Raw genomic sequence first — 23,187 nt, forward strand, 5'->3', positions numbered from 1 at the left:
TCCACCCCATCCCCAAGGAGGCGCGCAATGCCCACCACTCACACCGACGTCACCACGACCGAGGTCGAGGTGGCCACCGACGCCGTCGCCCTGCGCAGAAGCGTTGCCGCGGGAGCCGTCGGCGTGTTCGTGCACTGGTTCGACTGGGCCGCCTACGCCTATCTCGCCGGTACGGTCGCGACCGTGTTCTTCCCGGACGAGAACAGCACCACAGGACTGCTCGCCGTGTTCGGCGTGTTCGCCGTGTCCTTCGGCATCCGGCCCATCGGTGCCATGGTGTTCGGGCCGCTCGGCGACCGGATCGGCCGCAAGCGCACACTGTCGCTGGTCATCTTCATGATGTCCGGCGCGACCCTGACCATCGGTCTGCTGCCCGGCTACGCCGCGATCGGGGTCGGCGCCCCGGTGCTCCTGGTGATCCTGCGTCTGATCCAGGGATTCGCGGCGGGCGGTGAGTTCGGCAGCGCGGCGAGCTTCCTCGCCGAGAGCTCCCCCCGGCGCCATCGCGGATTCGGGGTGAGCTGGCTTGAGGTCGGCTCCCTGCTGGGCTTCCTCGCCGGTTCGTGTCTCTACCTGCTGCTGTCGACGGGGCTCGACGAGGCCCAGCTGACCTCCTGGGGCTGGCGCGTCCCCTTCCTCATCTCCGCACCGCTCGGCGTCATCGGTTTCATCATCCGCAACAAGATCGAGGACACCCCCGAGTACCGGACGCTCGAGGCCAACGACGCCGTGCCGCGCACCCCCGTACGGGAGCTGCTCCGCCACCACAAGCGGCAGCTGCTCCAGGCGGCGGGCCTGATGGCGGCCATGCACGTGCCCTTCTACGCGGTGCTGACGTACCTGGTCACCTACGAGACCGACCACCTGGGGCACTCGGCCGGCAGCGCCGCCCTGCTGTCCACGGCGATCTCGCTGCTGGGGCTGGTGCTGGTCCCGGTGTTCGGGCTGCTGTCCGACCGCGTGGGACGCAAACCGGTCTTCGTCGGCGCCACCGCGGCCCTCCTGGTCGCCGCCACCCCCGCGTTCCTCCTCATGCGGACCGGGCTCGCCGGAACCTGGACCGCCGGACTGCTGCTCGGCGTGATCCTCGCCGCGATCCTCGGCACCTACGCCGTGTGGTCGGCGGAGATCTTCCCCACCCGCACCCGCCAGAGCGGCCTGTCCATCGCCTACAACCTCACTGCCGCCCTGTTCGCCGGCACGGTGCCGTACCTGATGACCGTGCTCATCTCCGCGACCGGCTCCACCCTGCTGCCCGGCCCCTATCTGATGGTGTTCGCCGCCGGCGGCCTCGTCGCCGCCCTGTCCCTGAAGGAGACCAAAGGGTCCGCCCTGCTGCGCCCCGAGGACGTCGCCGACGCGCCCTCTGCACCCCCTGAGCGCCACTAGGGGGATGTCCGGCGGATCTTGGCGCCTGCGGCGGGCTGCTCCCCTCCCCGCCCCTTCCCGAAACTGGGGCTCCGCCCCAGACCCCGGGGTCCAGGGGCGGAGTCCCTGGTAACGGGAAGGGGCGGGGAGGGGAAAGATCCGCCGGACACCCTGTAGGCGCCGCCGCATAGGGTCGATACCCGCCGCCGCATAAGGTCGGCACCGGCATGGACACCGATCACCAGGCGCGAGGGCCACGCATGACGTCACCGGTGGGTTTCACCCTCCTGCAACTCCGCTACTTCCTCGTCGCCGCCGAACGCGGTTCGATGACGGAGGCGTCGGGGGCGCTCCACATCGCCCAGTCCGCCGTGTCCGCGGCCATCCACAACCTGGAGCGCGATCTGCGGGTGCAGCTGTTCATCCGCCGCAGGGGCCGGGGACTGACCCTGACGCCCGCGGGGGAGCGGCTTCAGAGCCACGCGCGGGAGCTGCTGGCCCGCGCGCGTGAGGTCGAGCGGGAGGCTCGGGGAGACGGTGAGACGATCTCCGGGCCGGTGGCCGTCGGCTGCTTCGTGACGCTGGCCCCGTACTATCTGCCGCCCCTGTTCAGCGAATGCACCCGCCGCTACCCGGGCATCGAGATCGACGTGGTGGAGGCGGAGACGGATCAGCTCGTCGAGGCCCTGGGCGCGGGGCGCATCGACTTCGCCCTCACCTACGGCCTCGGTCTGTCGGCCGAGCCGGACCTGTGCGGCGAGACGATCGCGCGGGCCCCGGCCTACGTCATCGTCCCCGCCGATCACCCCCTGGCCCGGCAGGGCACCGTGGAGCTGGCCGAACTGTCCGCGGAACCCCTCGTCCTGCTCGACCTGCCGCACAGCCGCGACTACTTCCGCTCGCTGGTGGCCGCCACCGGCACCGCGCCCGATGTCCGCTACCGCACCCGGAGCTATGAAACGGTGCGTTCCCTGGTGGCCCGGGGGCTCGGATACTCCGTGCTGAACCAGCGGCCGGCGACCAGCCAGACCTACGGCGGCGGCGAGATCGCGGAACTGGAGCTGCGGGACGGAAGCCCCCCGCTCGAAGTCAAGATCGCCTCGGTGAAGGGCATGACCCAGACCGCCCGCGCCCAGGCCGTGATGGGGCTGCTGCGGGAGGTGGCCGCCGCCACGATCCCGTGACGGGCGGTGTGCGTCAGGCGGTCGGTCCGCGGCGCTCCCCGTGGGTGGCTGCCCGGCCGCCGTCGTCGGCGTGTGTCCGGGCCACGAGGAGAGCGATGTCGTCCTCCGGGGGAGCGTCCGTGGTCATCCTCGCGATGACGCGGGCGCACAGGTCCTCGCGGCTCGCCGAGGGGCGTTGCAGCGCGGCGAGCAGCCGGTCGAGACCTGCGTCGATGTCGCCGTGCCGGGTCTCCACCAGCCCGTCGGTGAAGGAGGCGAGCAGACTCCCCTCGGGGAGCTCCAGGTCGACGGATTCGTACGCTCCGGTGCCGATGCCGAGCGGCGGGCCCACCGGTGTGTCGGCGATCCTGGCGTGGCCGTCGGGGGCCACCAGCATCGGTGGCGGATGCCCGGCGCGCGCCAGGGTGCAGACGCGGGTGGCCGGGTCGTAGACGGCGTAGAGGCAGGTCCCGCCGGTGATCGACGAGTACTCCGGGGACCAGGTGCCCGCCTCGGCGAGCCGGGCGGTGACCTTGTCCAGGTGGTCGAGCAGTTCCGCGGGGTGCTGGTCGAGGGCGGCGAGGGTGTGGACCGCGGTGCGCATCCTGCCCATGGCGGCGGCGGCGTTGATGCCATGGCCGATGATATCGCCGATGACCAGGGCGATCCGGTCGCCCGGCAGCTCGATGGCGTCCATCCAGTCCCCGCCCACCCCTTCGTGCCGGTCGGAGGGCAGATAGCGGCCGGCCAGGTCCACCGCGGCGCCGCCCGACAGCTCCTGCGGCAGGAGGCTGCGCTGGAGGGCGAGGGCGGCGGCCCGCTCCCGTGCGTAGCGGCGGGCGTTGTCCAGGCTCAGCGCCGCCTGGACGCAGAGTTCCTCGGCCAGCAGCAGATCGTCCTGGGTGAAGGGCACGGCGTTGTCGGTCCGCGTGAACACGGCGATGCCGAGGATGGTGCCGTCGGAGCTCAGGAGGGCGAGGGCCGGAGCGGGTGCCTCGGGCACGTCCGCGAAGCCGGGCCGGTATCCGCTTCGCCTCGGGATCGGCCCCGGCTCTACGCGCCATCCCGATACCCTCCGTAGCGCCGATATCGGTCGATACTCTGCGAAAAGGGTAACGCGCCCGGGCGGTGGCCGGGGCTTCGCCGATCGGAGTGGCCGGCCACCGATGAGTTCGGCGACCGGGCGGGGTCTGCACCTGTAGAACGCCCGCCACACACCTGATCAGGAAGGGATCACGGCATGACCGCCAACGCACTGCCGCCCGTCGTGGACGCAGACACCTGGCAGCGTGAGCTCGAAGCGCTGCGGGTCCGGGAGAAGGCCGCGACCCGGGAACTCGACGCGATCGCCGCCCAGCGACGCCGCCTGCCGATGGTCGAGATGCCCGACTACACCCTCGAGGGCGAGGACGGACCGGTTCGGCTGGTGGACCTCTTCGACGGCAGGAAGCAGCTGATCGTCTACCACCACATGTGGTTCCCGGGCGAGAAGTGGCAGTGCCCGGGCTGCACGGGGTTCACCTCGCAGTTCACCAGGCTGGAGTTCCTGGGCAACTACGACGCCCGGTTCGTCATCGTCACCCAGGGCCCGATCGACGAGGCACTCGCCTACAGGCGGCGGGTCGGGAACACGATGGCCTGGTACTCCACGGCGAACAGCCCGTTCGGCACCGACGTCGGCGCCCCGCCCGGCGGCGGATTCGCCGTCAATGTCTTCCTGCGCGACGGCGACACCGTCTACCGCACCTGGCACACCAACGGCCGTGGCACCGAGCAGCTCAGCCACTCCTTCGCGCTGATCGACCTGTTGCCGTACGGGCGGCAGGAGGAATGGCAGGACTCGCCCGACGGGTGGCCACAGCAGCCCACTTACAGCCGGTGGGCCGGCTCCGAGGACATCGCCGCGCTCTACGGCCAGGGCACATGAGGGTGGCCGACGTCAGGCAGGTGAGGGCGGGGCCTCCTCGTTGAGCTGTCGCAGCAGGCCGAGCAGGGTGGCCCGGTCCGCGGACGGGAGGGGTGAGAAGCACTCCTCCAGGACCTTCTGGCTGACCTGGTGGCCGGCGGCCAGGGTCTGTTCGCCGGTGGGGGTGAGGCGGTGTTCCATGCGGCGTCCGTGGCCCGGCCTGCGCTCCACCAGTCCCTGGGCGGCCAGGCGGCCCACGAGCGCTCCGAACGCCTGCTCGCTCTGGAACGTCACCGCGGCCAGTTCGCGTGCCGAGGCTCCGGGCCGGCCGCTGATGGCGCGCAGCGCGTCCCACTGCGCCAGCGTCGTACCGACCTCGCCCAGCGCACTGTCCAGCGCTCGGTGCTGTCGGTACTGCGCCTGCTTGACCGCGCGCCCCAGAACCTGCACATCAGCATCCATGCCGTAAGTCTACCCGCAATGAAACTAGCTTAATTAAAGAAGCTTAGTTACAGTCTGATCCATGGCAACGGACATGAACTCCCTTGCGGCCGCGGCCGCGTGCGACGACCTGGACCTCACCCTCTCCGAGTCGGGCACCGGCCGCCCGGTGCTCGTCCTGCACGGAGGCGGCGGGCCCGCCACGGTCGCCGGTATCGCCGCACACCTCTCGCGCACCGCGCACACGCTCGCGCCCGTGCACCCCGGCTGGGAGGGGACGCCCCGCCCCGACTGGCTGACCGGCGTGGACGATCTGGCCCTGGCCTATCTGCACCTCCTGCACGACCGCGGCCTGCGCGACGCCCTGGTCATCGGGTCCTCGCTCGGCGGCTGGATCGCGGCCGAGATGGCGGTACGGGACACCGCGGGTGTCATCGGCGGCCTCGTCCTGATCGACGCGGTCGGGGTGGATATCCCCGGCGAGCCGATCACGGACTTCTTCGCCCTGGATCCCCGCGGTGTGGCGGAGCACTCCTGGCACGACCCGGACCGCTACTACGTGGACCCCGCCGACATACCGGCTGATCAAACTGCCATCCGGCAGGCCAACATGGCCACCATGCGCGTGCTCGCGGGCGAGCCGTATATGCACGACGCGAAACTGCTGCGCCGTCTGCACCGTGTGGACACACCGGCACTCCTGCTGTGGGGGGAGAGCGACCGCGTGGTCACACCGGCCTACGGCGCCGCCTACGCCGCGGCCTTCGGCAACGCCCGCTTCGAGGTCATCCCCCGAGCCGGCCATCTGCCCCAGATCGAACAGCCCGAGGCCACGCTCGCCCTGATCGACGCCCACGCCCGGCGCACGGCCGACTCCACCGCCGCCTGAGGTCCGGGTGGACGAGCCCTGGTGGACGAGCCCTGGTGGACACGTTCTGGTGGACGAGCTCCAGCCGAGTGCGACCAGTGCGGCGCGGAGTTCGTCGAGGGTGTGGCGGGTGAGTTCGGTGAGCGTCTGCTTGCCCGCCGGATCGGCCCACTGGTCGAAGGCGTCGCAGAAGGCGCGGATGCCGAGTTCGGCGGCGAGGCTCGCGGTCGGTTCTGATACGCCGCGCTTGTGGAGCGCGTCCGTCACGGCCTCGGCGAGTTTGGCGCGCTTCAGGGCGGAGCGCTCCTGTAGTTCGGTGTTACCGGCGATGACCGGGCGGAGCCTGGCGCCGACGTCGCGGCGGTCGTCGGTGAAGGTGGCGGTCAGGGCGTCGAGGGCCGCGCGGAACGCTTCGAGCGGTGTGGCCGGGCCGGGCGCCGCGTCGATCACGTCGGCGAGGAGCCGGGTGTGCGTGTCCTGGCCGGCGAAGAGCACTTCCCGCTTGTCGCGGAAGTGCCGGAAGAAGGTGGTCTTGGTCAGACCGGCTCGATCGGCGACTTCACCACCGGCTGACGCCGACGGGCGTGGCCGACGCGAGCCGTGGCAGCCAAGCGCCGGAACCGCTTCCACACCCGCGCCCAGGCCGGCCGGTGGCCGGCACGGCCTGGGCGCGGGCGCGTCAGTTGAAGAGCACCATGTAGGACGAGGTGAGGCCCGAGGCCAGCCAGAACGATCCGCCGGCGATACCGACGAGGATCAGTACTGCCAGCGCGCTGTCTATCTTTTCCACCAGCGGGGACGGAGGCCGAGGCTCCAGGTCATGTTCACTCATCCGCCCAACATATGCCAAGAAGTAGGTGTGTGCGGCGGCCTGTTGAGGTTTCCGTGACCGCAGGTTGTCCCGAAAGTCACCGGGCGTCCGCCGAAACGGGATCATCGCCGCGAGCGAAGAGGCTGGCGGGTTCACGACGTCACCGCCCGCCTCGGGCCGCGGCGGCCGGGTCAAGGCGGGTCAAGCGGTGGCACGGCCCGTTTCCGTGCGACGCCCCTCTGCCGCCGGCCGTTCCCCCCGCGGGCTTGAACCACGTGCCCCGACCCTGAACTCGTGCGCGCGGCGACGCGGCACGCATGAGCCCAGAGTCGCGGGGCACTCACGGGCGCGACGCGGTCAGGCGTCCGTCGGCGTGGTGGTGGTCGTGCCGATGCGCGGCAGGACGACGATGAGCACGGCTGCCGCGGCGAGCAGGTGCAGCACTTCGAGAGCCACGACGGTCAGGGCCTGGTCGGCGCCCACCAGCGGCCCGACGAGTAACACCACCACGGCGACGGTCACGATCACGGCGAAGGTACGCGTCGGCTGGGCCGTGCGGCGCGCGATGAGCAGCGCGACGGTGCCGCCGACCAGGCTCACCAGGAAGGCCGCGAGGCACGCCTGGACCGCGGTGACGGTGCTCTCGGTGCCGGACATGGTGACGTCGAAGTCGGCTCCGGCGGCGTCGAAGATCAGGTAGCCGACGAGGACGGCGACCGCCGCGGCCAGGGCCGCGGGTATGACGAGGCGGGCGATGGCGGCGGTGGGGCGGGTGGATGTGGTGTCGGTCATGGAACTTCTTCCGTGGATGGGGAAAGTGGGTGGTGGGCAGCCCCGCGGGTCGGGTGGAGCAGGAGTGCGGGGCAGTTTTGGGCCACGTCATTCTGCTTGTTGATCGTTTCGGAGGGCGCGCTTCCGGCCACGGGCCGACCACCGGCGGACATGGCGAAGCCCCCGAGGCCTTGGGGCGAATTCCAGGGGTCGTTGCAACACAGTGATCAACTGGCTGTTGCCAGGAGCTTAGCGAGACGCTCGGCTGGGGTTTCCCAGCCGAGCGTTTTGCGTGGGCGGCTATTCAGTTCGGCGGCCACTGTGTCCAGTTCCTCGCGGGTGTAGCGGGCCAGGTCGGTGCTCTTGGGGAAGTACTGCCGCAGCAGGCCGTTCGTGTTCTCGCTCGAGCCGCGCTGCCAGGGGCTGCCGGGGTCGCAGAAGGAGACCGGCATGTCGGTGGCGGTGCTGAACTGTTTGTGCAGGGCCATCTCGGAGCCCTGGTCCCAGGTGAGGGAGCGTCTGAGCTGGGCCGGGAGGGTCGAGACGGCCTGGACGAGGGCGTCGCGGACCTGGGCGGGCTGGCGGCCGTCGGGCAGGTGGACCAGGACGACGAATCTGGTGGTGCGTTCGACGAGGGTGCCGATCGCTGACTTGTGGGCCTTGCCGATGATGAGGTCGCCCTCCCAGTGTCCGGGGATCGCGCGGTCTGTGGCTTCGGAGGGCCGTTCGCTGATCATCACCATGTCCTGGGCCATGCGGGGCTGGCGCCGGTAGGCGTACACCCCCTCGTGCCCCGGGCGAGGACGGGGGTGCCGAGGTTGATGGAGGCGCGGAGCACTCCGGTGGGGGCGAGGTCGCGGGCGAGCGCGGTGCTGTCGGTGATCTCCATGGGCCGGGTCTGGAAACGGCCGGTGTCACCGACTCACAGCCGGACGACGATCAGGGCGATGTCGTCGCGTCCGCCGTCTGCCACGCCGAGGCGGGAGAGCAGGGTGTCGGCCAGCTGGTCGGGGCTGAGAGAGGTGTGGCGGCCGAGGGTGTCGGTGAGGCGGCGCAGCCCGACGTCGATGTCCTCGTCACGGCGTTCGATGAGTCCGTCGGTGTAGAGCACGAGGGTGTCGCCCGGGGTGTAGGACACGGTGGCCTGAGGGCGGGGGAGGTGGTCGGTGACAAGGCCCAGCGGAGGGTTGGTGGCCTGGTCGAGCAGGTCGGCGGTGCCGTCCGGCCGGGCCAGGACCGGTGGCGGGTGGCCGGCGCTGGTGTAGGTGATGCGCTGCCGGCGGGTGTCGACGACGGCCTTGGCCGCGGTCGTGGCCAGCGCGCCCTCGAAGGTGCGGGCGTAGAGGCTCAGGACGTCCATCGCTCTGCCGGGCTCGCTGATGGCGCGGACGGCGGCGGACAGGGCGCTGCGGAGCATACCCATGACGGCGGCGGCCTCCAGGCCGTGGCCGACCACATCGCCGACCGCGACGGTGAAGGTGTCCGGGGACAGGTCCACCACGTCGTACCAGTCGCCGCACACATTGAGCGACCGGGCGGCGGGCATGTAGCGCACGGCGATTTCGCGGTGTCCGGCCAGGTCCGGGGAGTGCAGCATGGCCTCCTGGAGGGTGAGGGCGGTGCGGCGCTCCCGGTCGTGGGCCTCGCGGAGTTCCTCGTTGAGGTGCTGGAGTTCCCGCGCCCGCGTGTACAGCTCGGCCTCCATCGCCTCGCGTTCCCCGCCCGCCTCCGGCTTCGGGCGCGGCGGGCGGGTCAGCACGAACTCGGTCATGTCCTCCACCCGGTGGATGATCCACCGCACCTCTCCGTCGGGTCCGAGGACGGGTGTGTTCATGGGCGACCACCACTTGGCCCGGAACACTCCCGGCCGCCCGGAGATGGGGATGTCGTACTTCTGCACCGCCATCGTGTCCGCCTGCTTCGTGCGCAGGACCCGCTGGAGAGAGGCGTCCAGATTGCGCACCCCGTCGGCGTCCGGGTCCGCCGGATTGTCGGGGTGGACCTCGAAGAGGTAGTGGCCGATCAGCTCCTCCCTGGTCCGGCCCGTGGCCCGCAGATAGGCCTCGTTGACCTCGACGACCACCAGGTCGGGGGTCAGCACCAGATAAGGACTGGGTGTGACGGCGAACACCGCCTGGTAGTCGATCCGCGGTGCGCTCACAGCCTTCTCCCGTCCGGCCCGACTCCTGTCTCAATTCCGATTCTCGACTATTCCGATTCTCGACGATGCGGCCCGCCCTGAGCGACGGACCGTCGGCTCGCCGATCACCGAGGACGCCAACCGGACGGCTCGCGTACCCGGCCATCTGACGCCGACCGGCCCTGTCGCGCCCCGTCGGCTGCCGGGGCGCTGTGCCGGTTGTGGAGCGATCTTGTGAGATTCGGACACATTTTTGAACCTCGTCCACCGGTTGTTCGTCCTCCAGTGCTGGACTACCGGGATGTCTTCGCGACGGAGCGAAGCCCCCGCGTCATGAACCGCACCACGAGCGAATGGACAGGCACACCATGGGGCGACACCGACGAATATCCCGGCTTCCCCGGACCACGCTGGCGTCACGAGCGGCGCTGGCCGCGGGGGCACTCGTGCCGACGATCGCCTCGGTGGGGTCGGCTCACGCGGCCACCCCGCAGGCGGCGATCTGCACCTCGGACCAGCCGGGGCTCGCCGACAAGCTCTCCGAGGACATCAACGCGGCACTGGACGGCTCCACCGCCACGACGGCGATCAGCCTCCACGACCGCACCACGAACACCACCTGCACGCTTGACGCGGACCGGACGTTCGACTCCGCGAGCACGGTCAAGGTGACCGTGCTCGGCACGCTGCTGTGGGACGCGCAGAAGGACGGCCGCGCCCTGACGCAGGAGGAGAAGGACCGTGTCACCGCCATGATCACGAAGTCCGACAACGATGCCACCACGGCGCTGTGGAAGCAGCTCGGGGCGGACAAGATCAACGGATTCCTCCAGGCCGCGGGGATGACCGACACCGTCCTCGACGGCGAGGGGCACTGGGGGCTCACCCAGATCACGGCCAACGACGAGGAGAAGCTCCTCAACCTGGTGACCCACGCGAACCCGGTGCTCAGCGAGGACTCCCGCGGCTACATCCTGAAGCTGACGAGCGAGGTCATCCCCTCGCAGCGCTGGGGGACCCCGGCCGGCGCGCCGGGCGACGCACAGGTGCATGTGAAGAACGGCTGGCTGGAGCGGGCCACGAACGGCTGGCGGGTGCACAGCCTCGGCGCCTTCACCGGCGGCGACCATGACTACACGATCACGGTGCTCTCGCAGGACAACGCCACGATGGACGACGGCATCGCCAACATCGAGGGCGTCGCCCGCGCGGTCCACCGGGACCTCAACGCGCCCGCGCCCAGCGCGCGCTAGCCGGGGTCAGGAGGCCCGGGTGTGGTGGTCCGCTTGCGGGCGTCGGCCCGGGCCGGGCCCTCGTTGATCAGCCGGTCCGACCGCGTGGTCGCGTTGGTCCGACTGACGATGTACGTTCGCTCACGCCGACAACGTCAGTGCGACAGACGTTTGTTGAGCGGACTCCATGAAAGGAACACCTTGCCCACCACCACACTGCGGATTCCCACCCCGGACGGTCAGGCCGACGCTTTCGCCGCCTTCCCCGAGGGTGGCGAGCGGCACCCCGGGGTGCTGCTGTACCCGGACGCCTTCGGCATCCGGCCCGTGCTGCGGGAGATGGCCCGCGAACTGGCCGGGCACGGGTACTACGTGCTCGTCCCCAACTTCCTCTACCGGCACGGACCGGCACCGGTGATCGAACTTCCCGAGCACATCGGGGAGGAGATCCGGCCCGCGGTCATCGGCCAACTGATGCCCCTGATCGAGGCGCACACCACCGAACGGATCCTGCGCGACGCCGATGCCTACCTGAGGTTCCTCACCACCCGGCCCGAGGTCGGCGCCGGACCGGTCGGTGTGATCGGCTACTGCATAGGCGCCGCCCTGGCGATGCGCACCGCGACGGCCCACCCCGGCCAGGTGGCCGCCGTCGCCGGATTCCACCCCGGCTTCCTGGTGACCGACGCGCCCGACAGCCCGCACCGCCTCGTCCCCGGCCTCACCGCCCACGCCCACATCGGCCTCGCCGAAGGCGATATGTCGCCCGAGGCCATCGGCGAACTCAACCAGGCACTGGACGCCGCGGGTGTCGGCTACACCACCGAGATCTACCCCGGCACCGTCCACGGCTTCACCATGGCCGACACCGACGCCTTCAGCCCCTCGGCGCTGCGACGCCACTGGGACCGGCTGCTCCCGCTCCTGGACCGCGCCCTGGCAGGCGGCTGAGGGGGCTCCGGCCCGGAGAGCGAACCTGAGGGGCGGATTTTCCGTGGTCCACCCCCTTCACGCATCCGGTGCATGCACTGTATACACAGTATATGAGCCGAGAAGACAGAGGCCGCCGCGGTGATGCCCAAGGCGCCGACGCCCTCACCGACGAGCTGCGCCGGCTGATCGTCGAGGGCGTCTACCCGCCGGGCCACCGACTGGTCCAGGACGAACTCGCCGACCGGTTCGGGGTGAGCCGCATCCCGCTGCGGGAGGCCATGCGCACCCTCGCGAGCGAGGGTCTGCTGCGCTCGACGCCGGGCCGCGGCACGTTCGTCACGGTGCTGGACCTCGAGGAGATCGACGAGATCTACAACCTGCGGCGGCTCATCGAGCCGAGTTTCGCCGAGCATGTCACCGAGCGGGTCTCCCGGCGCGACATCAGCCGGTTCGAGGAGATGGCGACCGCGATGGAGCGGGCCGCGGGGTCCGGCGCCGATATCTGGTCGCGGACGAACCTCGCGTTCCACCTGGACATGTACCGGCTGTCCCGGCTGCCCATGCGCTACGAGATCATCTCGCAGATGTACCACCGGCTGGAGCCGTACTCCCGGTTCTACGTCCATGGCACCTCGGCGTACGGCCGGGTCCACCATGAGCACGCCGCGATGGTCCAGGCGCTGGCCGACGGGGACGCGGAGGAGCTGGCCCGGCAGATCACGGCGCATATCGACGGCGGCCAGGAAGGGCTCCACACGGCCTGGGAGAACAGCAGCGGTGCCCTCCAGGCGTACTGGGCGGAGTCGGCCCGGTGACCGCCCTCGCGCTCAACACCGATGTGGGCGAGGGGTTCGGGGTCTGGGGACCGGCCGACGAGGGCGAGCTGCTGGACCAGGTCACCGCGGCCAACGTGGCCTGCGGATTCCACGCCGGGGACCCCGACATCCTGCGCCGCACCTGCGAGGCGGGCACCGCCCGGGGCGTGGCCATCGGGGCCCAGGTCTCCTACCGCGACCTGGCCGGTTTCGGCCGCCGCTTCATCGAGGTGCCGCCGGCCACGCTGGTCAACGAACTCCTGTACCAGATGGGCGCGTTGGAGGTGTTCGCCCGGCTCGCGGGCGGTCGCGTCGGCTATGTGAAGGCCCATGGCGCGCTCTACAACGCGGCGGCCCGGCACACCGGGCACGCGGCCGCGATCGTCGAGGCCGTCGCCCTCTACGACCGCACGCTGCCGCTGCTGTGCCAGCCGCGCACCGCGGTCTGGGAGCGGGCGCTGGAGGCCGGGGTACGTCCGCTGGCCGAGGGGTTCATCGACCGCGGCTACACCGACGAGGGGCTGCTGGTGCCCAGGTCCGCGCCCGGTGCCCTGATCACCGACCCGGCCGAGGCGGCCGAACGCGCCCTGCGGATGGCGGAGTCGGGGACGGTGGTCTCGGTGAGCGGCAGCGTCGTACGGATCGCCCCGGACGGCGGCGAGCTGGCCGCGCTGTGCGTGCACAGCGACACCCCGGGCGCGGTGGGGCTGGCCGCCGCCGTACGGGAGGCGCTGGCGTCCGGGGGTGTCGCGGTGGGCCCGCCCGGTGCCGCCGCGGACCGGGTCGGGGCGCGGTCGTGACCGCGGCGGACGCGATGTCCGTGAACGTCACGGCTGTGGACGTCGCGTCTGTGGACGTCGCGTCTGTGAACGTCACGTCGAGCGAAACGATTCTGCGGAGGGCCGGCGACCGGGGCTGGCTGATCGAGTGCGCGGACCGGCACCCCGCCGAGGTCGCCACCTCGATCCGCGCCCAGCCCTGGGCGTCGGGGCTGCGGGAGGTCGTGCCCGCCGCCAGGACCGTGCTGGTGGTGGCGGAGACCGCGGCCGGGATGGGCAAGCTCGCCGCCGGACTGCGCACCGTGCTCGACGGGCCCGGCGCCCGCCCCACCGGACCACCGCCCGGCAGGCGGATCGTGATCCCGGTCCGCTACGACGGACCCGACCTGCCCGGGGTCGCCGAACGCCTCGGCCTGGCCCCGGACGAGGTGGCCCGCAGGCACAGCGCGGGCGAGCACCGGGTCGGCTTCTTCGGCTTCGCGCCCGGCTTCGCGTATCTGGACGGCGTACCGGAGAGCCTCCGGCTGCCCCGGCTGTCCAGCCCGCGCCCGAGAGTGGCCGCCGGGGTGGTGGCCATCGCCGGGAACCAGACGGTGGTCTACCCCGGCGGAACCCCCGGCGGCTGGCACCAGATCGGCGTCACCACCGCCCGGCTGTGGGACGTGACGGCCGAACCGCCCAACCGGCTCGCGGTCGGCGACCGGATCGTCTTCGAGGTGGTGGCGCCATGACGGTCACCTCCGCCGCGCCGGGCCGCTGGGTCCGCACCCGGCACCGGTCGCCGGACCCCGGCACCGGCCCCGAGCCCGCCGTCCTGAGGGTCGTCGCGGCGGGGCCGGCGGCCAGCGTGCAGGACCTGGGCCGTCCGGGGCTGGCGCATCTGGGCGTGCCCGCCTCCGGTCCTGCCGACCGGCGCAGCTTCCGGCTCGCCAACAGGCTGGTCGGGAACCCGGAGGACACCCCGGCCCTGGAGGTCACCCTCGGCGGCCTCGCGATCACCCTCTCCACCACCCGCCATGTGGCGGTCACCGGGGCCCCGGCGCCGCTGACGGTCGACGGGGTGCCGGTCGAGGGCGCGCCGCGGCTGCGGCTCCGTGCCGGATCGGTGCTCGCCGTCGGCCGCCCCTGGGCGGGCTGCCGCACCTACCTCGCCGTCTCCGGCGGGATCGAGGCGGAGCGGGTGCTGGGGTCGGCCTCGCGCGACTCCCTCACCGGGCTCGGCCCCGACCCGGTGCGCGCCGGGGCGGAGTACGGCCTCGGCCCGGTGCGCCCGGTTCCGGCGGTCCCGCTGGAGCTGGCGTTCAGCGTCGTCCCGTGCGGCGGCCCGGCCACCGTCCGGTTCCGCTGGGGCCCGCGGCACGAGCTGTTCGACGCCGCGGACCGGCACCGGCTCACCACCACGCCCTGGCGGGTCTCCGCCGAGTGCGACCGGGTGGGCGCGCGGCTGACCGGGCCGCCGCTGGCCATCGGCTCGGTCGACCTGCCCAGCGAGGGGACGGTGCGCGGCGCCATCCAGGTGCCGCCGTCGGGCGAGCCGATCGTCTTCCTCGCCGACCATCCGGTCACCGGCGGCTACCCCGTCATCGGGGTGGTCACCGACGCCGACATCGATCTCGTCGGGCAGACCCTCCCCGGGGACGAGCTCCGGCTCGTCCCCGTCCACTGAACCCCCGTCCACTGCCCCCGCCCCCTGACACACCCTGAGAAACCTCGAGGAGACACTCACATGACCGCTCAGCCCGACTCCCTCGTCCCCTTCCACCTGGCCATCCCGGTGGACGACATCGACGCCGCCCGGGAGTTCTACGGCAAGGTGCTCGGCTTCGCCGAGGGCCGCTCGGACACCAAGTGGATCGACTGGAACTTCGGTGGCCACCAGGTCGTCACCCACCAGGTCGGCGACGGCCCGTCCGGGACGCCGCGCGACGGCGTCGCCGGGACCAACCCGGTCGACGGCCACCAGGTGCCGGTGCCGCACTTCGGCCTGGTGCTGCCGGTGCCGGAGTTCCAGAAGCTGGCCGAGCGGCTCACCGCGGCGGGCACGGAGTTCGTGATCGAGCCGTACGTCCGCTTCCAGGGCGAGCCCGGTGAGCAGTGGACGATGTTCTTCCTCGACCCGGCGGGCAACGCGCTGGAGTTCAAGGCGTTCGCCGACCTCGGACAGCTCTTCGCCGTCTGATCCGCCATCCGTCCGGCGGTCCTCATCCGCCCGGCGACCTCACCGACCCACCACCGACGCACCGCCGACCCACCGGCGCGGCGGCGCCCGGCCCGGCAGGACGACGGTCATCAGCAGGAGGACTGGTCCCGCGGATGACCGTCGTACGGGCCCCCGGCGCCGTACCGGCGGCACTGACAGCACATCCCGGCCAAAGGACATGTCAGACCCGGAGGAACCCATGACGAGCGTATCAACGGCCTCAACGGCACCCGGAGACACCGGGGACGCGGCCGCCGTGGCCACCGCGGCGCGCGGCGGCCCGCGCCGGGCGGCGGTGGCGGCGGCCGCCGGCACGGCCATCGAGTACTACGAGTTCGGCGTCTACAGCTATCTGGCCGTGGTCATCGGCCCGCACTTCTTTCCCGGGGACGACCCCACCGCCGCCCTGCTGGCCACGCTCGCGGTGTTCGGCAGCGCGTTCCTGATGCGGCCGCTGGGCGGCATCGTGCTCGGCCGGCTCGGGGACCGGGTGGGCCGCAAGCCCGTACTGATCCTCACCGTGACCGGGATGGGCGGCGCCACCGCGGCCGTCGGGCTGCTGCCCACGGCCGAGGCCGTCGGCGTGGCCGCGCCCGTCGCCCTGCTGGTGGTGCGGCTCGCGCAGGGGTTCTTCGCGGGCGGTGAGGTGACCGGTTCGGCCACCTATCTCGCCGAGTCGGCCCCGGCGGGGCGGCGCGGCTTCTTCGGGGCCTTCACCCCGGTCGGGGTGGCCCTTGGCGGCGGGGCCGCGGCGCTGGTCGCGGGCGTCACCACGACCGCGCTGAGCGAGCGCCAGCTCGAAGCCTGGGGGTGGCGGATACCGTTCCTGCTCTCGTTGCCCCTGATCGCCGTCGCCCTGATCGCCCGCAATCGGCTCGCGGACTCCGAGAGCTTCCTCGCGGCGAAGTCGGAGCGGGCGACGGCCAAGGCGCCGCTGACCGAGGTGTTCACCCGCCACCGCGGCCCGGTGCTGAAGGTGACCCTGCTGGCCATCGGCTCCAACTGCGGCTACTGGGTCGGCCTGATCTTCATGAACATCTACCTGACCACCGACCTCGGCTACCCCAAGGGCTCCACCTTCTGGATCATGGGCGGGATCAGCCTGTTCGTGGCCGTCCTGATGCCGGTGTGCGGGGCGCTGTCGGACCGGTGGGGCCGCAAGCGGCTCATCACGGTCGGCTTCGCCGGGTACGCGGTCCTGGTCGTCCCCGCCATGCTGGTCATGGGTCTTGGCAGCTTCCCGCTCGCCGTCGCGGCCATGGTGGTGCTGGCCCTGCCGATGCCGATCGTCCAGTCCGTCACGTACCCGACCTACGCCGAGCTGTTCCCGACCCGGGTGCGGTACACCGGGCTCTCGTTCAGCTTCAACATCGGCACCATCGTCGGCGGCGGGCTCAGCCCCTATCTGTCCACCTGGCTGATCTCGGCCACCGGCAGTCTGCTCGCCCCGGGCTTCCTGCTGATGGCGGCCGTGGTGGTCGCCCTGCTGACGCTGCGCACCGTCACCGAGTCCAGCCACGGGGAACTGGCGTGACGGCCCCCGCCCCTTCGGGAGACGGCCTTCCCGGCGACGTCCCCGCCACCCCGGCGGCGCTGCGGCGCCTGGTGGCGGACGGGCGGTGGACCGGGCCCACGGCCGGTCTGCTGGACGGGTACCAGCAGGCCAACCTCGTGATCGTCCCGCGCGACCTGGCCTTCGACTTCCTGCTGTACTGCACCCGCAACCCGGCGCCCTGCCCCGTTCTCGCCGTCACCGAGCCGGGCGACCCGGTGGTGCGGCTCGGCACGACCGTCGCCGACCTGCGGACGGACCTGCCGCGCTACCGGGTCTGGCACGACGGCGAACTGGCCGCCGAGCCACCCGACATCACCGCCCACTGGCGCCCGGACGCGGTCGGCTTCCTCCTCGGTTGCAGCCACACCTTCGAGGGCCCGCTGCGGGCGGCGGGCGTCCCGGTCCGGTACGCCCCGGAGTCCGCGGCGCCGCCCGTCTACGTCACCGACGTGGCCACCCGCCCCGCCGGACGGCTGTCCGGACCGCTGGTGGTCAGCATGCGCGCGATACCGGCCCGGCTGGTGGCGCGCGCCGTGGAGATCACCGCCCGCTATCCGGCCGGGCACGGGGCGCCGGTGCACATCGGCGACCCGGCCGCGCTCGGCATCGCCGACCTGGCCCGGCCGGACTTCGGCCCCTCCCCGGTCGTCGAGGACGGTGACGTCCCGGTGTTCTGGGCCTGCGGGGTGACACCCCAACTGGCGCTCCCCGCCACCCGGGCCCCGTACGCCATCACCCACTACCCGGGCCATATGTTCGTCTTCGACCACACCGTCGACGCGGGCCCGGCACCGGGGTGAACGGGCCATCCGCGTCCGGCACCGGGGTGAGCGGGCCCTCCGCGGTCCGGCGGCGGGTGTTTCAGGGAGCGATGCCCACGCCGTCGATCCGGCTCCAGGACCGCTCCTGGGCGGACGTCATGGCCGGCCAGGTCAGTCCGCCCGGCCGGGGCCGGACATGGGAGGCGTAGGGCCTGGGGTGGAAGGCGGGGTCGTAGAAGCACCCGGTGCCGTAGACGCGGTCGAACGTGGCGCACGCGGACGCGATGGACCGCGGTGTGGGCTTGTTTCCGGTGCGCGCCCAGGAGTCGAGCGCGGCGATGGAATCTGCGTACTCGGCATTGCTCAGCTCGCTGTGTTCGCTCTCCCTGGTGAAGGTCTGTACGACGTTCTTCCCGCGGCGCGCGCCATCGACGGTCGCCCGGTACGCCGACTCGTGCTCGACGAACGCCGTGGGGTCGTCGATGGCGTGCATCGTCAGCACCGGGATGGACACGCGCCCGGTGAGATCGCTGTCGTAGGAGAGGTCACGCCGGGCGTCGGGGGCGGCGGAGAAGCGCTCCACACCCGCGTTCAGCGCCGTGTCGTCGTGTGAACCGGAGTACCACACGCCCTGGTTGCCGAACGGATTGCGGTCGCCGAGCCGGCTGTGCACGATGTCGCGGAAGGTGAACACCGAGAACCGCAGGTGGGACTCCAGCGTCCGCTCCGGAAGGCGTGTGACGGCGAGGATGTCGTCGAGGTTGCGCTGCTGCGACGCGGTGCGTTCCCCGGGGGCGGAGGCGTAGCCGGTGCACTCCTGAAGGCGGGCGCGCAGCCCGGCCGTCGTCAGGGCCGACCCGGGGCGCAGCCCCTGCCACAGCGGGTACTGGGGCTCGTCGGGGCGGGGCAGGTTGCGGCAGTAGTACTGGTAGACCACGCGCAGATCGACGCGGTAGTCGTAGCCGCGGGAGCCGCCGCCCAGGACACCGCTGGTGAGGAGGGCGCCGTCGTAGGGGCCGTTCTTCCTGCCGTACGTCTCCACGACCTTGGCGGCGACGTTTCCGCCCCAGGACTGGCCGTGTACATAGGTCCGTTCGGGCTTGCCGAAGTCCGCCACGAACAGGCGGCGCAGATTCTCCGTGTCGGCGGCCGCCATGCGCGTGCCGTAGCCACCTCGCCGATACGACGAGCCCGCCCAGGCGTAGCCCTCGGACACCATCACCGACCAGCGGTCCAGGTCGCCGACGCTCCGCTCGGGATCGGAGCCGTCGCCCAGGTCGGGACCGCCGTGGGAGTGGACGATCAGCGACCCGTTCCACTTCTTCGGAATGGCGATCGCGTAGTACGCCCCGTTGCCGTCCTTGCCCGTGTAACACGTGGCCTTGTCGCCCACGCTCGCCGGGCACGCGACCGGCGCGGGGCGCGGCTGGGCCGCCTGCACCGGACCGGCACTGCCCAGCGTCCCCGCGACGACGCCCGCGATGCCGACGGTCGACGCCACGGTGCGCCGCATACGCGTCAGGCTTCGCAGAAGGGAGGAGGGCACGTTCCGACTCGAGCTGTGCACAGCAACGCTCCTGACCTCGGTGGCGCTCCCTCGCGCCAGGCGTTGTGATGTTAAGGACACCTGTTCTGCCGACACCATTGAGCAGGGAGTTCTGTTCTTAACGTGCACGGCCCTCAATGCGCACGGCTCTCACATGGCCGGCTCTCACGTGCCCGGCTCTCATGTGCACGGCCGACGGAGGCCGTGGTGCTGCAATGGACACATGTCCCTCGACGAGCTCCGCACCCTGCTGGCCCGGCATGCCCGGCCCGACTGGACCACCGCCATCGACGGCGTCCTCGTCTCGAAGGTCGACCGGCCGGATCCGCCGGCGCCCGCCATGTCCGGCATGGTGCTCGCGGTCATCGCCCAGGGCAGCAAACGCCTCGCGCTGGGCGACCGGGTCTACGCCTACGGACCCGGGCAGTATCTGGTGGCATCCGTCGACCTGCCCGTCACGGGGCAGTTCACCCAGGCCGACCCCGAGCAGCCGGCCCTCGGCTTCGGCCTCACGCTGGAGCCGTCCGCCGTCGCCGAGCTGCTGTTGCAAGCCGGGCCCGGAGACACGCCCCGCGCGGGTGGAGGTGTTCCGTCGGGGATCGCCGTCAGCGAGGCCTCGGCAGCGCTGCTCGACGCGGTGGTCCGGCTGCTGCGCCTGCTCGACGAGCCCCGCGACCGGGCGGTACTGGCGCCGCTGGTCAAGCGCGAGATCCTGTGGCGCGTGATCACCGGTGAGCAGGGGGCGACGGTTCGGCAGCTCGGCTTGGCCGACAGCGGCCTCAGCCATATCTCCCGGGCCGTGCGCTGGATCCGCGAGCACTACGCGGAGCCGTTCCGGGTCGAGGACGTGGCGCGCCGGTCCGGTATGAGTGTCTCCGCCTTCTACCGCAACTTCCAGGCGGTGACCGCGATGAGCCCCATCCAGTTCCAGAAGCAGATCCGGCTCCAGGAGGCCCGGCTGCTGCTCGCCACCCACCCGAACGACGTCACCGGGGTCGGTCAGCGGGTCGGCTATGACAATCCGTCGCAGTTCAGCCGGGAGTACCGCCGCCAGTTCGGCGCACCCCCGAGCCGGGACGCGGCCCGCCTGCGGAGCACCGTGGGCACTCCCGCGGGCGTCCTGCCCTGAGCGGGGCCGGGCCACCGGGAGGATCGTGCATGCGCGGGCGAGGATAGTTCTATCGTTTCCGCAGGTCGGAGCGGTGCAATGGGAGTGCAAGCCATCCCGCGGAGCAGGAGTCGCCTGTTCCTCCGCGGATCCCACCACATCGCAGGGGCCACACCATGAACACCGTTCTGATCACTGGTACGTCGTCCGGGTACGGCCGGGAGACCGCCCGCCACTTCCACGAGCGGGGGTGGAACGTCATCGCCACCATGCGGACGCCACGGCCGGGCGTCTTCCCCGAGTCGGACCGGCTCCGCGTCGTCGAGCTCGACGTGACCAGGCCCGAGAGCATCGCCGCCGCGTTGGAGGCGGCGGGGCCCATCGACGCCCTGGTCAACAACGCGGGCATCCCGTCGATGGGCGTGTTCGAGGGCATCTCGATGGCCCATGTGCGGGAGGTGTTCGAGACCAACACCTTCGGTGTGATGGCGACGACCCGGGCCGTGCTGCCCCAGTTCCGCGAGCGCGGCTCCGGCGTGGTGGTCAACGTGACCTCCAGCGTGGTGCTGGGACACATGCCGCTCACGGCCGTCTACAAGGCGAGCAAGACGGCCGTCGAGGGTTTCACCTCGTCCCTCGCGCTCGAACTCGCGCCCTTCGGTGTGCGGGCGAAGACGGTCGAGCCGGGCGCCTGCCTGACGACGAACTTCGGAGCCAGGTTGACGAACGATGTCCCGCTGGAGGAGCAGGTCCCGGCGCCCTACGCGGCGTTCGCGAAGAAGGCCATGGACGACTTCGCGGGCCAGGACGTGTTCACCAAGGAGAGCGACGTCGCGGAGACGGTGTGGCGAGCCGTGCACGACACCACCGGCCAACTGCGCTTCCCGGCCGGTCCCGACGCGGTCCGGCTCGACCAGGCGAAGTGACCCGCCGGCGGGCGCGGCGAGCGGCGGGACGGTGATCCGGCGCGGACGGCGATCCTGCCTGGACGGTGATCCGGCGCGAACGGGGCGGAACCCGCCGGAGGTCCCGCCCCGTCCCCTGTGCGTCAGGTGCCGGCCGTCAGAAGCGGTCCGGGGAGCGCTGCGGAAGCGGGGCCCCGGGACGGACGTCCCGCTTCCGGTCCCCCTGGGAGCCGCCGTTCGAGTCGCCCGTCGCCTCGCAGGTCACGTCCTTCGTCGGCAGCTTGCCGGTGGTCAGGTAGTCCGCCACCGTGCCGTCCGTGCACGCGTTGCCGCTCGGGTAGACGCCGTGGCCCTCGCCGCCGAGGACCGTCAGCATCCTCGAGCCCTTCAGATCGGCGTGCAGGGCCTGACCGCTCGGCAGCGGGGTCTGGGAGTCCCACTCGTTCTGCACGACCAGCGAGCCGACCTTGTTGTTCACGACGGTGGCCCGCTCGACCGACCTGTCCCAGAACGCACAGGGCTTGATGCTGGACGCGAAGTCGCCGTAGAGCGGATAGCGACCCTTGTCCTCGATGGCGTCCCGCCGGTAGCTCTCGGGGTCGCGGGACCAGGCGGCCGAGTTGTCGTTGCACACCACGGCCCAGAAGCTCGCGGTCATGTTGTCGGCCGGTACATCGGCGGCGCGGGCGGCCAGGCCCGGCGTTCCGGCCGGATCCGGGAGCTTCTCCGCGGAGGCGGGCCGGCCGGCCGCGGCCTTCTTCAGCTCCACGACCAGGTCGGTGCCCTCCCGCACACTGAAGACCGCGCGGCGCATCATGCTCCGGACGTCGTCGCCGGTGTACTTCTCCCCGTCCATCTCGATGGGCTTCTCGTTCGCCCGCTGGACCAGGTCCCAGAACGTCCGGTCGACCTTCTTCGGAGTGTCGCCGAGGCCGTACTTCGCGGAACGCGCGGCGGCCCATTCGGTCCACCGGTCGAACGCGGGCTCGGCACCCTCCGCCCACCACTGGATCATCTTCCGCCAGGCGCGCGCCGGATCGACCGCGCTGTCCACCACGACCCGGTCGGCCCGGCTCGGGAACAGCTGGGTGTAGACGGCGCCGAGGTACGTCCCGTACGAGTAGCCGAAGTACGAGAGCTTCTTCTCGCCGAGGACCGCCCGGAGCAGATCCATGTCCCGCGCCGTGTTGCGCGTGGTGATGTGCTTGAGCATGGCGCCCGACTTCGTACGGCACTTGCGCGCGACATCCCGCGCCCAGGCGACGTCCTTGTCGAATGCCGCCTCCTTGTACGGCCGCAGCCAGTTCTCCTCCTCCGTCGTCAGGCCGCAGGTGACGGGCGTGCTCCGGCCCACCCCGCGCGGGTCGAAGCCGATGAGGTCGTAACGCTGCCGCACGGACTCGGGCAGCACGTCCTTCATCTGTAACGGCATGTCGAGCCCCGGTCCGCCGGGGCCACCGGGGTTGGCGAGCAGCACGCCGTGCCGCTTGTCCGGTGTGGTGGTCTTGATCCGGGATATGGCCATGTCGATCCGCTTGCCGCCGGGAGCCCGGTAGTCCAGCGGGACCTTGATCGTCGCGCACTGGTACGCCGCCGGTTTGTCGGCCTCGCACCGCTGCCACTTCGGCTTCTGCTTGATGTACGGGTCCAGGGCGCTCGCGGTGGCGGACGCCGGGGCGGTACCGGTCTGAGCGGTGCCGACCTGGGCGGCGCCGGCCGTGGAGGTGGCGAGCGCGGGAGCCAACGTTGCCGTGACACCGACGGCCAACAGCGGCGCGAGACCTCGTCTACGCACGAAATCGTTCCTTCCGGTCGCGTATCGGGACAGGAACGATCATTCAGGTGGTGTGCGCCGGGGAACATCGGCCGTGCGTCCCCAACTCCC

At 71.6% G+C, this 23,187-nt stretch carries 22 protein-coding genes and 2 pseudogenes; 15 read left to right on the top strand and 9 right to left on the bottom strand.

What is annotated here, in order from left to right; genetic code table 11:
- The first annotated feature begins 27 nt into the window (after positions 1 to 27).
- Positions 28 to 1,389 carry an MFS transporter gene (locus KHP12_RS42235; protein WP_208653174.1) on the top strand — a complete coding sequence of 454 codons (1,362 nt, stop codon included), beginning with the start codon at positions 28 to 30 and terminating at the stop codon, positions 1,387 to 1,389.
- 239 nt (positions 1,390 to 1,628) lie between these two features.
- Complete coding sequence (locus tag KHP12_RS42240) at positions 1,629 to 2,552, top strand: LysR family transcriptional regulator (RefSeq protein ID WP_037946561.1); 924 nt, start codon at positions 1,629 to 1,631, stop codon at positions 2,550 to 2,552.
- A gap of 13 nt (positions 2,553 to 2,565) precedes the next feature.
- Here KHP12_RS42240 and KHP12_RS42245 read toward each other — a convergent pair whose 3' ends face one another.
- Positions 2,566 to 3,534, bottom strand: a complete 969-nt coding sequence (locus tag KHP12_RS42245) for a PP2C family protein-serine/threonine phosphatase (protein WP_211834424.1) — start codon at positions 3,532 to 3,534, stop codon at positions 2,566 to 2,568.
- Positions 3,535 to 3,771: 237 nt separating this feature from the next.
- Between KHP12_RS42245 and KHP12_RS42250 the strand changes: the two genes are divergently transcribed.
- Entirely contained in the window at positions 3,772 to 4,458 is a 687-nt protein-coding gene (locus KHP12_RS42250; RefSeq protein WP_086885158.1) for a DUF899 domain-containing protein, read from the top strand.
- A 12-nt stretch (positions 4,459 to 4,470) separates the two neighbouring features.
- Here KHP12_RS42250 and KHP12_RS42255 read toward each other — a convergent pair whose 3' ends face one another.
- Positions 4,471 to 4,899 (bottom strand): MarR family winged helix-turn-helix transcriptional regulator, encoded by a 429-nt coding sequence (locus KHP12_RS42255; RefSeq protein WP_086885159.1) that lies wholly within the window; start codon positions 4,897 to 4,899, stop codon positions 4,471 to 4,473.
- Between the two features lie 61 nt (positions 4,900 to 4,960).
- On the opposite strand from KHP12_RS42255, the gene KHP12_RS42260 reads away from it, so the two are divergent.
- Positions 4,961 to 5,767: an alpha/beta fold hydrolase gene (locus KHP12_RS42260; RefSeq protein ID WP_211834425.1), complete on the top strand. Its 807-nt coding sequence runs from the start codon at positions 4,961 to 4,963 to the stop codon at positions 5,765 to 5,767.
- A 658-nt stretch (positions 5,768 to 6,425) separates the two neighbouring features.
- Here the strand turns inward: KHP12_RS42260 and KHP12_RS42270 are convergent.
- From KHP12_RS42270 to KHP12_RS42290, 5 genes and pseudogenes are all read right to left on the bottom strand, one after another.
- Positions 6,426 to 6,578, bottom strand: a complete 153-nt coding sequence (locus KHP12_RS42270; protein WP_166483172.1) for a hypothetical protein — start codon at positions 6,576 to 6,578, stop codon at positions 6,426 to 6,428.
- A gap of 336 nt (positions 6,579 to 6,914) precedes the next feature.
- Positions 6,915 to 7,349: a DUF6069 family protein gene (locus tag KHP12_RS42275; protein ID WP_211834426.1), complete on the bottom strand. Its 435-nt coding sequence runs from the start codon at positions 7,347 to 7,349 to the stop codon at positions 6,915 to 6,917.
- 206 nt (positions 7,350 to 7,555) lie between these two features.
- Positions 7,556 to 8,095, bottom strand: a pseudogene (locus tag KHP12_RS42280) (IS30 family transposase); the annotation flags it as partial.
- A gap of 20 nt (positions 8,096 to 8,115) precedes the next feature.
- A pseudogene (locus tag KHP12_RS42285) lies at positions 8,116 to 8,217 on the bottom strand (transporter substrate-binding domain-containing protein); the annotation flags it as partial.
- A gap of 33 nt (positions 8,218 to 8,250) precedes the next feature.
- Entirely contained in the window at positions 8,251 to 9,489 is a 1,239-nt protein-coding gene (locus KHP12_RS42290; RefSeq protein ID WP_086885162.1) for a PP2C family protein-serine/threonine phosphatase, read from the bottom strand.
- 347 nt (positions 9,490 to 9,836) lie between these two features.
- Between KHP12_RS42290 and KHP12_RS42295 the strand changes: the two genes are divergently transcribed.
- The 9 genes from KHP12_RS42295 to KHP12_RS42335 all read left to right on the top strand — a co-directional run bounded on the left by KHP12_RS42295 (position 9,837) and on the right by KHP12_RS42335 (position 17,782).
- A complete protein-coding gene (locus KHP12_RS42295; protein WP_211834985.1) occupies positions 9,837 to 10,721 on the top strand; it encodes a serine hydrolase in 885 nt (294 codons plus the stop codon).
- Positions 10,722 to 10,901: 180 nt separating this feature from the next.
- A complete protein-coding gene (locus tag KHP12_RS42300) occupies positions 10,902 to 11,651 on the top strand; it encodes a dienelactone hydrolase family protein (protein ID WP_086885163.1) in 750 nt (249 codons plus the stop codon).
- 92 nt (positions 11,652 to 11,743) lie between these two features.
- Positions 11,744 to 12,448: a GntR family transcriptional regulator gene (locus tag KHP12_RS42305; protein ID WP_020873163.1), complete on the top strand. Its 705-nt coding sequence runs from the start codon at positions 11,744 to 11,746 to the stop codon at positions 12,446 to 12,448.
- Positions 12,445 to 13,248: a LamB/YcsF family protein gene (locus KHP12_RS42310; protein ID WP_211834427.1), complete on the top strand. Its 804-nt coding sequence runs from the start codon at positions 12,445 to 12,447 to the stop codon at positions 13,246 to 13,248. The genes KHP12_RS42305 and KHP12_RS42310 overlap by 4 nt, the downstream gene beginning before the upstream one ends.
- A complete protein-coding gene (locus KHP12_RS42315; protein WP_211834429.1) occupies positions 13,245 to 13,958 on the top strand; it encodes a 5-oxoprolinase subunit B family protein in 714 nt (237 codons plus the stop codon). Before KHP12_RS42310 ends, KHP12_RS42315 begins: the two co-directional genes overlap by 4 nt.
- Complete coding sequence (locus KHP12_RS42320; protein ID WP_211834431.1) at positions 13,955 to 14,893, top strand: 5-oxoprolinase subunit C family protein; 939 nt, start codon at positions 13,955 to 13,957, stop codon at positions 14,891 to 14,893. Before KHP12_RS42315 ends, KHP12_RS42320 begins: the two co-directional genes overlap by 4 nt.
- A 60-nt stretch (positions 14,894 to 14,953) precedes the next feature.
- Positions 14,954 to 15,406, top strand: coding sequence for a VOC family protein (locus tag KHP12_RS42325; protein WP_037946525.1), 453 nt, complete (start codon positions 14,954 to 14,956; stop codon positions 15,404 to 15,406).
- Between the two features lie 220 nt (positions 15,407 to 15,626).
- A complete protein-coding gene (locus KHP12_RS42330) occupies positions 15,627 to 16,961 on the top strand; it encodes an MFS transporter (RefSeq protein WP_051572605.1) in 1,335 nt (444 codons plus the stop codon).
- Positions 16,958 to 17,782, top strand: a complete 825-nt coding sequence (locus KHP12_RS42335; RefSeq protein WP_086880314.1) for a putative hydro-lyase — start codon at positions 16,958 to 16,960, stop codon at positions 17,780 to 17,782. The genes KHP12_RS42330 and KHP12_RS42335 overlap by 4 nt, the downstream gene beginning before the upstream one ends.
- 61 nt (positions 17,783 to 17,843) lie before the next feature.
- Here KHP12_RS42335 and KHP12_RS42340 read toward each other — a convergent pair whose 3' ends face one another.
- Entirely contained in the window at positions 17,844 to 19,256 is a 1,413-nt protein-coding gene (locus tag KHP12_RS42340) for an alpha/beta hydrolase (protein ID WP_211834433.1), read from the bottom strand.
- Positions 19,257 to 19,512: 256 nt separating this feature from the next.
- Between KHP12_RS42340 and KHP12_RS42345 the strand changes: the two genes are divergently transcribed.
- Both KHP12_RS42345 and KHP12_RS42350 read left to right on the top strand, forming a co-directional pair.
- The gene (locus KHP12_RS42345) at positions 19,513 to 20,418 is read left to right on the top strand and encodes an AraC family transcriptional regulator (protein WP_086880316.1); all 906 of its coding nucleotides are present in this window, start codon (positions 19,513 to 19,515) and stop codon (positions 20,416 to 20,418) included.
- Positions 20,419 to 20,573: 155 nt separating this feature from the next.
- A complete protein-coding gene (locus KHP12_RS42350) occupies positions 20,574 to 21,323 on the top strand; it encodes an SDR family oxidoreductase (protein WP_086880317.1) in 750 nt (249 codons plus the stop codon).
- A gap of 136 nt (positions 21,324 to 21,459) precedes the next feature.
- Here the strand turns inward: KHP12_RS42350 and KHP12_RS42355 are convergent, their stop codons facing one another.
- Entirely contained in the window at positions 21,460 to 23,097 is a 1,638-nt protein-coding gene (locus KHP12_RS42355; RefSeq protein ID WP_086880318.1) for an alpha/beta hydrolase, read from the bottom strand.
- Positions 23,098 to 23,187 lie beyond the last annotated feature (90 nt).

The sequence above is a fragment of the Streptomyces asiaticus genome (assembly GCF_018138715.1).
GTDB lineage: Bacteria > Actinomycetota > Actinomycetes > Streptomycetales > Streptomycetaceae > Streptomyces > Streptomyces asiaticus.

Coding starts and splice junctions, on each gene's coding strand:
- KHP12_RS42320 (WP_211834431.1), top strand. CDS start 13,955: ATGACGGTCACCTCCGCCGCGCCGGGCCGCTGGGTCCGCACCCGGCAC.
- KHP12_RS42270 (WP_166483172.1), bottom strand. CDS start 6,578: ATGAGTGAACATGACCTGGAGCCTCGGCCTCCGTCCCCGCTGGTGGAA.
- KHP12_RS42235 (WP_208653174.1), top strand. CDS start 28: ATGCCCACCACTCACACCGACGTCACCACGACCGAGGTCGAGGTGGCC.
- KHP12_RS42305 (WP_020873163.1), top strand. CDS start 11,744: ATGAGCCGAGAAGACAGAGGCCGCCGCGGTGATGCCCAAGGCGCCGAC.
- KHP12_RS42350 (WP_086880317.1), top strand. CDS start 20,574: ATGAACACCGTTCTGATCACTGGTACGTCGTCCGGGTACGGCCGGGAG.
- KHP12_RS42240 (WP_037946561.1), top strand. CDS start 1,629: ATGACGTCACCGGTGGGTTTCACCCTCCTGCAACTCCGCTACTTCCTC.
- KHP12_RS42295 (WP_211834985.1), top strand. CDS start 9,837: ATGGGGCGACACCGACGAATATCCCGGCTTCCCCGGACCACGCTGGCG.
- KHP12_RS42330 (WP_051572605.1), top strand. CDS start 15,627: ATGACGAGCGTATCAACGGCCTCAACGGCACCCGGAGACACCGGGGAC.
- KHP12_RS42250 (WP_086885158.1), top strand. CDS start 3,772: ATGACCGCCAACGCACTGCCGCCCGTCGTGGACGCAGACACCTGGCAG.
- KHP12_RS42345 (WP_086880316.1), top strand. CDS start 19,513: ATGTCCCTCGACGAGCTCCGCACCCTGCTGGCCCGGCATGCCCGGCCC.
- KHP12_RS42340 (WP_211834433.1), bottom strand. CDS start 19,256: ATGCGGCGCACCGTGGCGTCGACCGTCGGCATCGCGGGCGTCGTCGCG.
- KHP12_RS42255 (WP_086885159.1), bottom strand. CDS start 4,899: ATGGATGCTGATGTGCAGGTTCTGGGGCGCGCGGTCAAGCAGGCGCAG.
- KHP12_RS42275 (WP_211834426.1), bottom strand. CDS start 7,349: ATGACCGACACCACATCCACCCGCCCCACCGCCGCCATCGCCCGCCTC.
- KHP12_RS42325 (WP_037946525.1), top strand. CDS start 14,954: ATGACCGCTCAGCCCGACTCCCTCGTCCCCTTCCACCTGGCCATCCCG.
- KHP12_RS42260 (WP_211834425.1), top strand. CDS start 4,961: ATGGCAACGGACATGAACTCCCTTGCGGCCGCGGCCGCGTGCGACGAC.